A 14,202-nucleotide genomic window follows, 5' to 3' on the forward strand; every position below is an offset into this window, starting at 1 on the left:
CACGGTGCGCGCGAGCGCGGTGCGCGAGAGTGCGGCGCCCGGCCTGCCCGGCCGGGTCCGGGAGGGGCTGCGCGCCTACGGGCTGATCGCCGCGATGTGGATCCGCTCCACGATGGCCTACCGCGCCTCCTTCGTCCTGACGACGTTCACCAACTTCGCGGTGACAGGGCTGGACTTCATCGCGATCCTGCTGATGTTCTCCAGCGTCGACGCGCTCGGCGGCTTCTCCCTGCCCGAGATCGCCTTCCTGTACGGTCTGTCCAGCCTGGCCTTCGGGCTCGCCGACCTGCTGATCGGGTCGATGGAGCGGTTGGGGCGCCGGGTGCGCGACGGCACGCTGGACACGCTGCTGGTGCGGCCCGCGCCGGTGCTGGCGCAGGTGGCCGCCGACCGCTTCGCCCTGCGCCGCCTGGGCCGGGTCACCCAGGGCGCGCTGGTGCTGGGATACGCGCTGACCACGCTGGATATCGACTGGACGGGCCCGAAGCTGCTGCTGATGCCGGTGATGGTGGTCAGCGGCGGAGCGATCTTCTGCTCGGTGTTCGTGGCGGGCGCGGCCTTCCAGTTCGTGGCGCAGGACGCCTCGGAGGTGCAGAACGCGTTCACGTACGGCGGGGCGACGCTGTTGCAGTACCCGCCGGCGGTGTTCGCGCAGGATCTGGTGCGCGGGGTGACGTTCGTGCTGCCGCTGGCCTTCGTCAACTGGCTGCCCGCGTCGTACGTGCTGGGGCGGCCGTATCCGCTGGATCTGCCGCGGTGGGTGGCGTTCGCGTCGCCGCTGGTGGCGGTGGCGTGCTGCGCGCTGGCCGGGGTGGCCTGGCGGGTGGGGCTTCGTTCGTACCGGAGTACTGGGAGTTGAGTTGACCGGTTCCGAGAGCGGGTTCATCGAACTCGACGGTGTCGAGAAGGTCTTCGAGGTGCGCAAGAAGACCGGCTTCATGAAGCGGGAGCGGCGGCGGGTGCGGGCCGTCGACTCGATCTCCTTCCGCGTGGCACGCGGCGAGATGGTCGGCTACATCGGCCCGAACGGCGCCGGCAAGTCGACCACCATCAAGATGCTGACCGGCATCCTCACACCGAGTGCCGGCCGGCTCCGGGTCGCCGGCATCGACCCCTCCCGCGACCGAACACGGCTCGCGCACCGCATCGGCGTGGTGTTCGGGCAGCGTACGACGCTGTGGTGGGACCTGCCGCTGGTCGACTCCTACCGGCTGATGCACCGCATGTACCGGATCCCGGACGCCCGTTACCGCCAGAACCTCGACCGGCTGGTCGAACTCCTCGACCTGGGCGAGCTGCTGGACGTGCCGGTGCGGCAGCTCTCGCTCGGGCAGCGGATGCGCGGCGACATCGCGGCGGCGCTGCTGCACGACCCGGAGGTGCTGTACCTCGACGAGCCGACCATCGGGCTCGACGTCGTCTCCAAGGCCAGGGTGCGTGAGTTCCTGCGGGAGCTGAACGCCGAGCGCGGTACGACGGTACTGCTGACCACGCACGACCTCCAGGACATCGAGCAGTTGTGCAAGCGGGTGATGGTCATCGACCACGGGCGGCTGATGTACGACGGGCCGCTCGCCGGGCTGCACGAGGCGGGGGAGAGCGAGCGGACGCTGGTGGTGGACCTGGAGCGCGAACTGCCCCCGATCGAGGCGCCGGCGCCCGCGCGGGTCGTCCGGGTGGACGGTCCGCGGCAGTGGCTGGCGTTCCCGGCCGCGGAGTCGGCGGCTCCGCTGGTGGCGCGGATCGCGGCGGAGTATCCGCTGGTCGACCTGTCGGTGCGGGAGCCGGACATCGAGGCGGTGATCGCCAAGATGTACGCCGAACAGGCCGACCGCGCGGTCTCGTAGCCCCCGGCAGGGTGAACTCGTAGGCTGCTGTGTATGACCGACGACGCAGTCCCGGACCTCCGCGCCTCCGACGCCGACCGCGAACGGGTCGCCGACATCCTGCGGGACGCTCTCGCGGAGGGCCGTCTCGACATGGCGGAGTTCGAGGAGCGGCTGGACGCGACGTACCGGGCGCGGACGTACGGGGAGCTGGCGCCGATCACCCGGGACCTGCCGGCCGCCGGCGTCACCGCGCCGGTGGTCTCGCTGAGCAAGGACCCCGCCAACGGATCGGACTGGTCCGGGCGGATCGTCGGCGGTGAGGGCTCCTCCACGTGGGCCGTGGCCGTGATGGCCGGTTTCCAGCGCAAGGGGCACTGGACGGTGCCCCGGAGGTTCACCTGCTTCGCCTTCTGCGGCGGCGGGGAGCTCGACCTGCGCGAGGCGAACTTCACGGAGCGCGAGGTCGAGATCAACGCGATCGCGATCATGGGCGGGGTGGACGTCATCGTGCCGCCCGGGGTCGAGGTCGTCGTGCGCGGCATCGGCATCATGGGCGGATTCGACCACCGCGAGGACGGCGTGCCGGGGGAGCCGGGCGCGCCGCGGGTCGTCATCACCGGCTTCGCGCTGTGGGGCGGCGTCGGGGTCCAGCGGAAGCTGACGCGCGCGGAGAAGCAGCGGGTACGGGAGGAACGGCGGCGGGAGAAGCTGGAGCGGAGGGAGTCCCGGCGGGAGCTGGGCTGAGGACGCCTGCTTCCCGCCGTCTGCGGGCAGGCGTGCCGCAAGGGCGGCACGGGTGGGCGCAGGCGGCACCCCGTAGCGCCGGGTTGCGCACCCGGCCTCAGCACCGGGCAACGGCGGCCAGAACTACAGCTTCGCCGCCACCGACCCCTTCAACGACTCCAGGTCGAACGCCTCGGCCATCCGCGCGTACCCCTCGTCACTCGGGTGCAGATGATCCCCCGAGTCGTACACCGGCCGCAGCCGCCGCGGGTCGTACGGATCCCGCAGCGCCTTGTCGAAGTCGACCACCGCGTCGAACACCCGCCCCGCCCGGATCTCGGCGTTGATGGCCTGCCGCACCGCCTCCCGCGCGTCCGTGTAACCCCGGTGACCGTAGAACGGCATCAGCGTCGCCCCGACCACCTTCAGTCCCCGCGCGTGCGCCTGGTCCACCATCGTGCGCAGCCCGCCGACGATCGCGTCCGGGTCGGCGAGCCGCGGGTTGCGCAGGATGTCGTTGACGCCGAGGTCGATGACGACGACCTTGACGTTCGTCCGCTGCAGTACGTCCCGCGTGAAGCGGTTCAGCCCGCTGGGGTTGTCCGCGGGGCGGCCGAGACCGTCGGTGAGGACCCGGTTCCCGCTGATGCCCTGGTTGACGACGCTGTAGCGCGGCAGGTCCCGCCCGGCCGCGATCTCCGCGCGTAGCCGGTCCGAGAGAACGTCGGTCCACCGGTTGTTGGCACCCGACGTGGAGGTGATGCCGTCGGTCAGCGAGTCGCCGAGGGCGACCACCGTCCCGTCCGCCTCGTTGCTCAGCACGTCCAGCGCGGTCAGGTAGCGCCAGTACCCGCTCTGCTCGGTGTACGGCGTGCCCGTCACGTCCCGTGCGTGGTCGCCCTGGGCGACGTAGGAGGTCTGCCGGGCGCGCGGGTGGTACGTGACCGGGCCGGAGCTGGTCGGCGTGTACGTGGTGATCAGGACGTCCGCGTCGTGCGGGACGACGATGCGCACGGCGTCGCTCATCACCTGCCCGCCGGGCGGGACGACGACCGCGGGGCCGCCGTTGAAGGTCAGCTGCCGCATGGTGTCCTCGAGCGCGGCGGGCGTGCCGCTGCCCGCGGCGACGGCGATCGAGGCCTGCGTGATGTTCAGCGGCGACTGGCCGTAGAGATTGGACAGCGTCACACGGGCACTCGTACCGCCGACGCTGGTGTGGACGACGTTGCGTACCGAGCGGTCCGCCATGCCGGTCGTCTCCGTGCCGGGCTCGGCGCCGGCCGGGGACGTGGACCAGGTGCCGACCCAGGTGCCGGTCGAGGCCGGGGCGGCGGAGTTGTTCGGGACGCGGCCGTCGGCGAGTGCGTTCCGGTTGAGGGTGCCGTCGTCGGACGCCACTCCGACATATATGGCGGTGGAAAGGGCCATGATCGCTGCGACGACCATGGCCAGGAGGGCGTAACCACGACCCCGGGTCATGCTCTTCAGTTCTCCTCGGGCGATGGGAGCCTCAGGCTCCGATCTGATGTTCCCATGATGCGTCATGGGCAAGGGGAAGCTCACAGGACCCCGTCGCATTACCCCCTCCCGACAGACGCCGGGAACTCCTGTTCCGTTCCAGGAGTCGGTCAGGAAGGGACAATGTGTGCGGGATCACCAAGCGGGTGGAGCGGATGGAACGGACCAAAGTGGAAGAAAAGGGCAGTGTCGCGGGGCAGCATGCCCGCCCCGGGCCCGCCGTGAACCGTGCGATGACGACCTTCAGCCCGGCGGACGAGGAGAAACAGCGCGGCGTACGCCGTATGAAACTCACCGCCACCGGACTCCTGCTGTTCGTCGCCGTGGTCTACGTCCTCGCCAAGTGGGCGCAGAACTCGGGCGCCGGCCCCTGGGCGGGCTATGTCGCCGCCGCCTCCGAGGCGGGCATGGTCGGCGCGCTCGCCGACTGGTTCGCCGTCACCGCCCTGTTCCGCCACCCCCTCGGCATCCCCATCCCGCACACGGCGATCATCCCCACCAAGAAGGACCAGCTCGGCGTCTCCCTCGGCGAGTTCGTCGGGGAGAACTTCCTCTCCGAGGACGTCGTACGGCAGCGGCTGCGCGCCGTCGGCATCGGCAGCCGCCTCGGCGCCTGGCTCGCCGTCCCCGAGCACGCCGACCGGGTCACGGCCGAGCTGTCCACCGCCCTGCGCGGCGCCCTGACGGTCCTGCGCGACTCCGACGTCCAGGCCGTGGTCGGCGAGGCCATCACCCGCCGCGCCAACGCCCAGGAGATCGGCCCCGGCATCGGCAAGATGCTGGAGAAGGTCGTCGCCGACGGCGGCCACAAACGGGTCGTCGACCTGATCGTCAACCGCGCCCACGACTGGCTGGTCCTGCACCGCGAGGAGGTCATGGACGCCGTGGAGGGCGGCGCCCCCGGCTGGACGCCGAAGTTCGTCGACCGCAAGGTCGGCGAGCGCGTCTACCGGGAGCTGCTGCGATTCGCCACCGAGATGCGCGACATGCCCGCCCACCCCGCCCGCGGCGCCCTGGACCGCTTCCTCACCGACTTCGCGGGCGACCTCCAGTCCGACACCGACACCCGCGCCCGCGTCGAGCGGCTCAAGGGCGAGGTCCTGGGCCGCGGCGAGGTGCAGGACCTCATCGCGAGCGCCTGGACGGCCGTACGGTCCATGATCGTCGCGGCGGCGGAGGACGAGCGCAGCGAACTGCGGCTGCGCGTCCGTGCCTCGCTGCTGTCGCTGGGCTCCCGGATGGCGGCCGAGCGCAAGGTGCAGGACAAGGTCGACCGGTGGGTGGAGGACGCGGCCGTGTACGTCGTCACCACCTACCGCAAGGAGATCACCTCCCTGATCACGGACACGGTGGCGAGCTGGGACGCCGAGCACACCACACGGAAGATCGAGGCCAACATCGGCCGCGACCTGCAGTTCATCCGCATCAACGGCACGGTGGTCGGCTCGCTGGCCGGCCTGCTGATCTACACGGTGTCGCACGCGCTGGGGGCGTGAGCGGCGGGCCGTGACAGCCGCGGCCGTGACGCGCCGGTGGTGTCAGGTGCCAGGGCGTAAGCAAACGCGCTCAGGGCACTCGACCCGGGTTCTTCTCGATGAGGAGGGAGCCCATGACCACCGCGCAGGCCGAGACCGGCCGAACCGTCACCACCGACATCCCCGCCCGCCTCGACCGCCTCCCGTGGTCGCGCTGGCACTGGACGATCGTCATCGGCCTCGGCACCGTGTGGATCCTCGACGGCCTGGAAGTCACCGTCGTGGGCAACATCGCCAGCCGCCTGTCGGAACCGGGCAGCGGCCTGCCCATCACCTCCGGCGAGGTCACCGGCCTCGCCGCCGCCCTGTACGTGGCGGGCGCCTGCTCGGGCGCCCTGTTCTGGGGCCGCCTGACGGACAAGTGGGGCCGCAAGAAACTCTTCATGATCACCCTGGCGGTCTACCTCGGCGCCACCGCCCTCACCGCGGTCGCCTTCGACACCTGGTGGTTCTTCCTCTTCCGCTTCCTCACCGGCTTCGGCATCGGCGGCGAGTACGCGGCCATCAACTCCGCGATCGACGAACTGATCCCCAAGGAGTACCGCGGCCGGGTCGACCTGATGATCAACGGCAGCTTCTGGCTGGGCGCGGTCTTCGGCTCCCTGCTCTCGATCGTCGCGCTGGACACGGACGTCTTCGCGGCGAACGTCGGCTGGCGCCTCACGTTCGCGCTCGGCGCGGTCCTCGCCCTCGTCATCCTCCTCGTCCGCCGGCACGTCCCGGAGAGCCCGCGCTGGCTGCTCATCCACGGCCGTGACGACGAGGCGGAACGCATCGTCTCCTCGATCGAACGCAAGGTCGAGCAGGAGAACGGCGAGCCGCTGCCCCGCCCGGACGGCGAGATCACCATCCACCAGCGCCGCAGCGTCTCCTTCCTGGAGATCGGCCGCACGGTCTTCTCCGACTACCGCCGCCGCGCCATCCTCGGCTTCTCCCTCTTCATCGGCCAGGCCTTCCTCTACAACGCCATCACCTTCGGCTTCGGCGCCATCCTGACCACGTTCTTCGACGTCCCGAGCGGCAGCACCGGCTACTACTTCGCCGTCATCGCACTCGGCAACTTCTTCGGCCCGCTGCTCCTGGGCAAGCTCTTCGACACGGTCGGCCGCCGTGTGATGATCTCCGGCACCTACCTGCTCTCGGGCCTGCTCCTCTTCGGCACGGCCTGGCTCTTCGACCAGGGTTCGCTGAGCGCGGGCACGCTGACGGCCTGCTGGTGCGTGGTGCTGTTCTTCGCCTCGGCCGGCGCGTCCAGCGCCTACCTGACGGTCTCCGAGGTCTTCCCGATGGAGACCCGCGCCATGTCCATCGCGTTCTTCTACGCCATCGGCACGGCGGCCGGCGGCATCAGCGGCCCGCTCCTGTTCGCCGACCTCACCGGCACGGGCAAGGTCGGCGACACGGTCCTCGCGTTCCAGATCGGAGCGGCACTGATGTGCCTGGCGGGCCTGGCGGCAGCGATCCTCGCGGTCCGGGCGGAACGCCGCTCCCTGGAGGACATCGCCGAGCCGCTGACGGCGAAGGCGACGGTGACGGATCAGGCGGGGCCGAAGTCGAGGGCGGCGACGGACCAGGTGGGGCCGAGGTCGAGGACGGCGACCTGAGCCGCGGGGCAGCCGGGCCGTCGGCCGTGCCGAGGTCGAGGCCGGCGACCTGGGCTGTGGGGCGGCCGGGGCCGTCGGCGGTGCCGAGGTCGCGGACGCTGACCTGAGCTGCGGGGCGGGCCGTCGGCCGTGCCGCCGGCGGTCGGGCTCAGGCGCTACTGGGCCCGGCCCCGCCGCCGCAACAGCAGCAATCCACCGGCGACAGCGGTGACGCCCGCGGCGGCGGCCCAGCCCACGACCTCCTCGGACCCGGTGGCGGCCAGGTCGCGGCCCGTACCGGGGGACGCCGAGGCACTCACCGTCGCCTGAGGCCGGACAGTGCCCTGCGGCCGGACACCCCCGCCCCCGCCGGACGCACCCGGCGTCGTCGCCGATCCGGACGGGTTGGGTGCCGGTGCCGGTGCCGCCGGATCCGCCGCCCTGTCCCGCGTGAACGCCAACGTGCCGAAGCCCAGCTGGTCGTAGCCCCCGCTGTTGGGCCCGTAGTCGCCGCCCCCGCCCTCCGGCGCGGCCTTGGCGGCGGCACGCGTGAGGTACGACGCCGACAGCCCTCGCCGCTTGGTGTAGTGGTTCGCGATCATCGCCCAGATCGGCCGGGTCATGGCCGGATCCGCCACCGCCACATCGGAGGCCGTCTCACTCCCGGACCACCCCCCGATCGCGCCCTTCTTCCGCGTGTTCGCGGTGTACGGCACATCCCCGCCCAGGCTCCACTTGGCCACGTACTGCGCGCCCTTGAGGAACCGGCTGTCGTCGTAGCCGTACAGGTCGATGCCCTGGTTCCACGCCATCTCGCACACCGTGCCCATCAGCCCGACCCCGAGCAGCGCGTGCCCCTGGTCCCGCCCGGCCTCGACCCACTCGGCGAGCCCGTCCTCGTGCACGACCGGGATCGCGTGCTTGACCGAACCCATGCCGTCCCCGTGCTTGAAGTACTCCACCGCCCGGTCCACGATGGCCCGTTCGTCGCAGAAGATCCCGGTGGCGAGCACACAGGCGATCGCCGTCAGGTCCCAGTTGGGCCAGTAGTTGGTGACGACGGCGTTGTTGTGCCGGGTCAGGAAGTCGTCGCTGAGCGGATGGAAGACGTCCAGCAGCAGCTTCTTCGCCCGCCCGAGCTCGAAGTCCCCGTGGTCCCGCACGAGTTCCGCGGCGTTGGCGAACTGATAGCCGTACAACCCCGCCGCCAGGAACCGGTCCGCGCTGCCCTCCAGCGCGGTCAGCTTCCCCGACCAGGCGTTGAGGATCGCCACGGCGGTGTCGGCGTGCGCCTCCTCGCCGCTGACGTGGTACCGCAGGGCGTTCTGGTAGGCGGCGTGGATGTCGTTGTAGAGGATCCGGTAGTTCTCCGGCGTACCCGACCCCCGGTACACGGTGGCCTGCGGATTCGCCCGCCACCCGCTCTGCGCGTGCCGGTTGGCGGTCAGCTTGGCGAACCCGGCCGTGTAGGGTCTCGCGCCCGCCTTCACCTTGGCCGCCATACGGTCCAGATCGGTACGGGTGTGCAGCAGGCCGGGGTGGGCGAAGGAGCCGTCGGCGGTGGTGGCGGCAGCGGCGGCGGGCACGGCCGTGCCGACCCCTGCCGCCGTCCCGATCCCGACGGCTCCGGCTGCCGCGCCCGCGGCCTTCAGCATGCTCCGGCGGCTGATCTGTCGTGTCACGTCGTCGTACCTCAGCGTCATAGGTCGCGTATCTGCGGGGACGGTGAGGAGACGTCCGGACGGTGAAGGCGATAACAAAAACTGGGTTATAGTTGATCTGCATCCGGCCGCCGGAACTCCGGCAGACGGACAGTGCGTTGGTGGTCCAAGGAAAGACGCCCCACTTCCTGTGGGGAGATGCAGGTGCAAGGCCTGCCCGGCGCTCCAACAAAGAACCCGGCCCTGGGTATCAGGGCCGGGTTCTTTGCTGTGTGGTCGGTGTGGTGTGCCGGCTGGGGCGCCCGGTCGGCACGCGCGGTGTGCCGGCTGAGCGGCCGGCCGGCGTCGACCGGCCGTCGGTTTCGCGGGGCCGTCGGCTTCAGGGGTGCCGTCGGGCTCTCAGCCGCGCCGGTCCGCCACCACCCACGACGCCAGCCCCACAGCCCCGGCCACCCCGAACACGGCAGGCCACGCCCCGACCTTCTTCGCCAGCGGATGGGACCCGGCGAAGGCGGCGACATACGCAGCCGACAACGCCCCCGCGGCCACCCCGCCCGCCTGCTGCCGCCACTGCCGCGCGGCCGCCGCCCCGGCGACGGCGAGCACGACCCCGCCGAGCTGCCGCTTCCTGCTCCAGCGGGCCACGCCGTACCCGCCCACGAGACCGCTCGCGGCGACCACCGCGCTGGGAACCCTCGCCATGTCTGCCTCCTGCTCCTGTGCCCGCTCTCGCGAGACCCTGAGGCTAACGCCCCAGGTGACAGCCGCACGCGGTGGGGCACTGGCGGGGCACTGGCGGCGCACCCCAAGATCACCCCTCGGGTATGAGTCGAGGGTTGTCAAGTTTCCTCCCCCGAGTTATATAAGAAGACGCAGAACGTAGGGCATCGCACAGGCAGCGCCTGAAGGAGAGGAGTGACCAGTGATGCTCATGCGCACGGACCCCTTCCGTGAACTCGACCGACTCACCCAGCAGGTCTTCGGCCCCGCCACCCGCCCGTCGGCGATGGCGATGGACGCCTACCGCTCCGGGGACGAGTTCCTCGTCCACTTCGACCTCCCCGGCATCGACCCCGAGTCGATCGAGCTGGACGTCGAACGCAACGTCCTGAACGTGCGAGCGGAGCGCAAGTCCCCGGCCCCCGAGGACGCGGAGATGCTGGTCGCCGAGCGTTCCACCGGCACCTTCACGCGCCAGCTCTTCCTCGGCGAGACGCTGGACACGGAACGCATCGACGCCTCGTACGAGGCGGGCGTCCTGACCCTGCGCATCCCGGTGGCCGAGCAGGCCAAGCCCCGCCGCATCCAGATCACGGGCGGTGACAGCCGCAAGCAGATCAGCGGCTGACCGGCCGCTACCCACGCACCCAGAGGGCTGTCCCGAGGACGTCCCACCCCGGGACAGCCCCGCACTCCCACGCACCCCGCGCCGACGGCGTCGGAGCCCGGCGGCGCGGGGCAGGACCGGATCCGGAGGAAGACCCGCACATGAGCGCGACGACGGTGCCCAGTGTGACGACCGTGCCCCCTGCGACGACGGCATTCCCGCCCCCGTCCCCCAAGACCGTGATCCCCGCACCGCAGCACCACCCGCGGGGCGGCGACGACGCCTGGACCGAACTGGTCGAGGCGGTGCGGGAGTCGGGCCAGTACACCACCAGGTCGGAGGCGGAGCGGGTCACCCGTATCGTCCTGTCAGCCCTCGGCGGCCACGTCATCGGCGACGAACGGGTCGACCTCGCCCGCGCCCTGCCCGAGGAGGCCGCCAGAGTGGTCGCCGGCCAGATCCCGGTGACGCGCCGGCTCACCGCCGCGGAGTTCGTCGAATCGGTCGCGGCCCGCATCGAGGGAGCCACCCCCGCCACGGCCCGCTGGGACGTCAGCTCGGTCCTCAGCGTCCTGCCGCGCCTGATCGGCGACGACCTGGTGACCCGTGTCCTCGCCCAACTCCCCGCGGGATACGCCCTCTTGTTCGGCCGAGCGGACCTGAGCCCGGCGTCGTAGGCTCCCGACCCACAGGCACGACGGCCACCGCGACGGCCCTCGCGGCAGGTCACCACAAGGGCCACCCGCGACGGTCATCGCCGACAGCCCGGCGGTGGCCGTCGCGCGGGGGGGAGGGCCGGCCGGGCCACCGAAGAGACCAGGGGGCTCCTTGACCACCGCCCGCAGCACGTCATCCGGAACCCTCGCCACCCCGGACGGCACGCACCTCGCCTACCGAGACCACCGCCCCGCCACGAAGCCCCTGCCCACAGAGCCCCTGCCCCCGGAGCCCTCAGCCCCGGAGCCCTCGGCCCCGGAATCCCCACCCACGTTCCTCCTCCTGCACGGCCTGGCAGGCACCCAGGGCGAGTGGGACGACCTCGCCACGCGACTGTCGGCCGACGACGGCCATCGCGTGGTGACGTACGACGCCCGAGGCCACGGCGCCAGCACCCGCATCCCGCCGAGCACGACCAGACAGACCCACGTCCAGGACGCGGTATCACTGATCGAGAAGCTGGGCCTGGCCCCCGTGATCCTCCTGGGCCAGTCCCTCGGCGGCCACACGGCCATGCTGCTGGCCGCGTCCCACCCCCACCTGGTGAAGTCCCTGATCCTGGTCGAAGCGGGCCCCGCGGGCCCGACCCCGGACCTCCCCGCACAGATCGCGGCGTGGCTGGACAGCTGGCCGACACCCTTCCCGTCCCTGCGGGAGGCGGAAGCCTTCCTGGGCCACGAGGCCTGGACGAAAACCCTGGAGAAACGAGGAGACGGCTGGCACCCGGCCTTCGACCCCACGACGATCATCGACACGGTCACCGAACTGGCCACCACCGCCTACTGGCCCGAGTGGTCCCGCATCACCTGCCCGACCCTCCTCGTCCAGGGCGAACACGGCACGATGCGCCCCGACGAACCGGCCACGATGCTCACCCACCGCCCGGACACCAGGGTGGTCCGCGTCCCCCACGCGGCGCACGACGTCCACCTGGACCAGCCGGACCGCCTCCACGAGGTGATCAGAACGTTCCTCCTTGACCTCAAGTTTGATTGAGGTCCTAGGTTCATCGCGTCCAGCCGGCCACAGCCGCACGGGAGAGCGAGGACCATGAACACCCACGTCGAGGACCTGAAGGACTACCCCCAGGAGGAACTGGCCACCCAGCCCATCGGCGCCTGGACCGGCCAGGCCTACCGCCGAGTGGTAGGAGCCTTGCGAGCCCAACTCGCGGTCGAGAACCTCACCCAGCCCCACTGGTGGACCCTCAACCACGCCGCCGGCGCCCCCGGCACCTGGACCCGCACCACCCTGACCGACCGCCTCACCCCCTACGACGACCAGAACACCGACTTCGACGAGGTCTACGACGACCTGATCACCCGGGGCTGGCTCACGGAGGACACGACAGGTGCCATGACCCTCACCGAGGACGGCGAGGCGGCCCGCCTCCGCGCCCGTGACCGCAACCTCACGGTCCACCGGCAGACCCACGAGGGCATCACGCCCGCCGACTTCGTCACCACGATCAACGTCCTACGCCGCATCGTCGCCAACCACGGGGGCAACGGAAACCTCCCCGAGTAGCCCGGTAAATAGTTCGACAACCCCCTGCCTCCCACCCCACCCTGCGGATCAACACACGCACGGGAGGCGACACTTGAACCCCACCATCCGCCACATCACCTTCGACTGCACAGGCGAGCCCTACGAACTGGCCCGCTTCTGGAGCGAGTTCCTCGGCCACCCCATCTCCGACGAGGACAAGCCCGGCGACGACGAGATCCTGATCGAACTCCCCAACGACGCGCCCGGCCTCCTCTTCGTAAGAGTCGAGGAGCCCAAGACAAGCAAGAACCGCCTCCACTTCGACCTGCGCCCCACCGGCCGCACCCGCTCCCAAGAGGTCGAACGAGCCGTATCCCTGGGCGCCCACATCCTGACGGACCGCACCCTCCCGAACGGCAGAGGCTGGGTGGTGCTGACGGACCCGGAGGGGAACGAGTTCTGCATCGAGCGGGGGGAACTGGACCGGGTGGAGGACTGAACGGACGACGCCCAGACGCTGACCCGGCAGGCCCGACACGTTCTGGAACCAGTGGCCTCAGTCGGACCAAGCACCAGCTCAACGACCCGTACGCTAAGTCAGCGTACGGGTACGGAGAGTGGACCGTAGTCATAACTATGCGTGACCATGGGCGGGTTCGAGATGTGCAGCGGGGTGAGCGCGCGGGAGGTGGCCAGTCATGGCGGACGGCACGGGCGAGGTGGGCGTGGGCGGCAAGGCGGCCGTGGTGGTGGGCGGTCCGCTGGGCGGGAGTGGTGAGCCGGAGTCGTCGGACAGTCTGAAGACGTTCGGTGCGGTGGTCAGGGGGTTTCGTAAGCGAGCGGGGCTGACGCAGGAGGAGTTGGCCGAGCGGGTGCAGTACTCGGTGCAGACCGTGGCGTCGGTCGAGCAGGGCAGGCGGTTCCCGCGACCGGACTTCGTGACGCGCGCCGAGGCGGTGCTGGACGCGTTCGGCATTCTGCGGGACGCCGCCGTGCATGTGTCACGGCAGCCAGGGCTTGCGAGTTGGTTCCGGCAGTGGTGGAGGCTGGAGGCGGAGGCCATCAGTCTCTACACCTACGAGTGCCGGGTGGTGCCGGGGTTGTTGCAGACGGAGGAATATGCGCGGGCGGTGTCATTCAATGTCCCTCCGTTGCCAGACCCGGAAGAGATGGAGCACCGGATCGCCACGCGGATGGCCCGACAGGAGTTGCTGTCGCCCCGACGGAAGCCGCCGTGCGCGTTTAGCTTCATCGTGGAGCAAGCGGTGCTGGAACGGCGTACCGGTGGGGATGAAGTGACCCGTGAACTGTACGAGCACCTGTTGGACGTGACCGAGCGGCACTGGAACGTGGAGTTTCAGATCGTGCCGTTGATCCAGCCGGTGCACGCCGGGTTGGACGGCCCTCTCCAACTGCTGGAGACGCCGGAGCACGACTGGTTCGGCTACTCGGAGGGGCAGGAAAACGGCCGTCTCATTACCGCCCGGAAAGAGATCAGCATCCTCCAACAGCGGTATGCGAAACTGCGTTCGCAGGCTCTCCCACCGGCGGACTCCTTGAGCCTGCTGAAGCGAATGCGAGGAGCGCTATGAGCACTTCCGAACTGGCCTGGTTCAAGAGCAGCTACAGCGGCTCACAGGGGGACAGCTGCGTCGAGGTTGCGCTCGCGCGCGCCACGGTCCACGTCCGGGACTCCAAGGACAAGCAGAGCCCGGAGCTCGCACTCTCGCCCACCGCATGGAACGACTTCATTTCGTACGCTGCTCAGGGCTGACCCGTACAACAGCGCGCCCCGCACTGAGTGGTGATTCCAGTGCGGGG

15 protein-coding genes are annotated in these 14,202 nt (G+C 70.6%); 12 read left to right on the forward strand and 3 right to left on the reverse strand.

Going from position 1 to position 14,202, the window contains the following annotated elements:
• The first annotated feature begins 4 nt into the window (after positions 1-4).
• Genes ACSUPV_RS25385 through ACSUPV_RS25395 form a run of 3 tightly spaced genes read left to right on the forward strand, consistent with a single transcriptional unit; the run spans position 5 to position 2,573 of the window.
• Complete coding sequence (locus tag ACSUPV_RS25385; protein ID WP_436949941.1) at positions 5-859, forward strand: ABC transporter permease; 855 nt, start codon at positions 5-7, stop codon at positions 857-859.
• Complete coding sequence (locus ACSUPV_RS25390; RefSeq protein WP_435850556.1) at positions 849-1,847, forward strand: ABC transporter ATP-binding protein; 999 nt, start codon at positions 849-851, stop codon at positions 1,845-1,847. Before ACSUPV_RS25385 ends, ACSUPV_RS25390 begins: the two co-directional genes overlap by 11 nt.
• A gap of 33 nt (positions 1,848-1,880) precedes the next feature.
• The gene (locus tag ACSUPV_RS25395; protein WP_037766706.1) at positions 1,881-2,573 is read left to right on the forward strand and encodes a DUF1707 SHOCT-like domain-containing protein; all 693 of its coding nucleotides are present in this window, start codon (positions 1,881-1,883) and stop codon (positions 2,571-2,573) included.
• A gap of 123 nt (positions 2,574-2,696) precedes the next feature.
• On the opposite strand, the gene ACSUPV_RS25400 is transcribed toward ACSUPV_RS25395, so the two are convergent.
• A complete protein-coding gene (locus ACSUPV_RS25400) occupies positions 2,697-4,031 on the reverse strand; it encodes an SGNH/GDSL hydrolase family protein (RefSeq protein ID WP_037766703.1) in 1,335 nt (444 codons plus the stop codon).
• Positions 4,032-4,225: 194 nt separating this feature from the next.
• On the opposite strand from ACSUPV_RS25400, the gene ACSUPV_RS25405 reads away from it, so the two are divergent.
• Together ACSUPV_RS25405 and ACSUPV_RS25410 are read left to right on the forward strand one after the other, a co-directional pair.
• Entirely contained in the window at positions 4,226-5,566 is a 1,341-nt protein-coding gene (locus ACSUPV_RS25405; protein WP_382609686.1) for a DUF445 domain-containing protein, read from the forward strand.
• Between the two features lie 113 nt (positions 5,567-5,679).
• A complete protein-coding gene (locus tag ACSUPV_RS25410) occupies positions 5,680-7,209 on the forward strand; it encodes an MFS transporter (protein WP_037766698.1) in 1,530 nt (509 codons plus the stop codon).
• A 155-nt stretch (positions 7,210-7,364) separates the two neighbouring features.
• On the opposite strand, the gene ACSUPV_RS25415 is transcribed toward ACSUPV_RS25410, so the two are convergent.
• Together ACSUPV_RS25415 and ACSUPV_RS25420 are read right to left on the reverse strand one after the other, a co-directional pair.
• Positions 7,365-8,843: an alginate lyase family protein gene (locus ACSUPV_RS25415; protein WP_037766696.1), complete on the reverse strand. Its 1,479-nt coding sequence runs from the start codon at positions 8,841-8,843 to the stop codon at positions 7,365-7,367.
• Positions 8,844-9,248: 405 nt separating this feature from the next.
• Positions 9,249-9,551, reverse strand: coding sequence for a hypothetical protein (locus ACSUPV_RS25420; RefSeq protein WP_031113249.1), 303 nt, complete (start codon positions 9,549-9,551; stop codon positions 9,249-9,251).
• Positions 9,552-9,774: 223 nt separating this feature from the next.
• Here ACSUPV_RS25420 and ACSUPV_RS25425 point away from each other — a divergent pair, with 223 nt between their 5' ends.
• From ACSUPV_RS25425 to ACSUPV_RS25455, 7 genes are all read left to right on the forward strand, one after another.
• Positions 9,775-10,197, forward strand: a complete 423-nt coding sequence (locus tag ACSUPV_RS25425; protein ID WP_031113251.1) for an Hsp20/alpha crystallin family protein — start codon at positions 9,775-9,777, stop codon at positions 10,195-10,197.
• Positions 10,198-10,337: 140 nt separating this feature from the next.
• A complete protein-coding gene (locus ACSUPV_RS25430) occupies positions 10,338-10,853 on the forward strand; it encodes a DUF2267 domain-containing protein (protein WP_031113253.1) in 516 nt (171 codons plus the stop codon).
• 151 nt (positions 10,854-11,004) lie between these two features.
• Positions 11,005-11,889 carry an alpha/beta fold hydrolase gene (locus ACSUPV_RS25435; protein ID WP_436948613.1) on the forward strand — a complete coding sequence of 295 codons (885 nt, stop codon included), beginning with the start codon at positions 11,005-11,007 and terminating at the stop codon, positions 11,887-11,889.
• A 54-nt stretch (positions 11,890-11,943) separates the two neighbouring features.
• The gene (locus ACSUPV_RS25440) at positions 11,944-12,420 is read left to right on the forward strand and encodes a MarR family transcriptional regulator (protein ID WP_436948614.1); all 477 of its coding nucleotides are present in this window, start codon (positions 11,944-11,946) and stop codon (positions 12,418-12,420) included.
• 73 nt (positions 12,421-12,493) lie between these two features.
• Entirely contained in the window at positions 12,494-12,880 is a 387-nt protein-coding gene (locus ACSUPV_RS25445) for a VOC family protein (protein WP_031113257.1), read from the forward strand.
• A 199-nt stretch (positions 12,881-13,079) separates the two neighbouring features.
• The gene (locus ACSUPV_RS25450) at positions 13,080-13,973 is read left to right on the forward strand and encodes a helix-turn-helix domain-containing protein (RefSeq protein WP_436948615.1); all 894 of its coding nucleotides are present in this window, start codon (positions 13,080-13,082) and stop codon (positions 13,971-13,973) included.
• Complete coding sequence (locus ACSUPV_RS25455) at positions 13,970-14,155, forward strand: DUF397 domain-containing protein (RefSeq protein ID WP_359791289.1); 186 nt, start codon at positions 13,970-13,972, stop codon at positions 14,153-14,155. The genes ACSUPV_RS25450 and ACSUPV_RS25455 overlap by 4 nt, the downstream gene beginning before the upstream one ends.
• Positions 14,156-14,202 lie beyond the last annotated feature (47 nt).

This window comes from Streptomyces sp. SudanB52_2052, from assembly GCF_964272415.1.
In the GTDB taxonomy this organism is placed as follows: domain Bacteria; phylum Actinomycetota; class Actinomycetes; order Streptomycetales; family Streptomycetaceae; genus Streptomyces; species Streptomyces olindensis.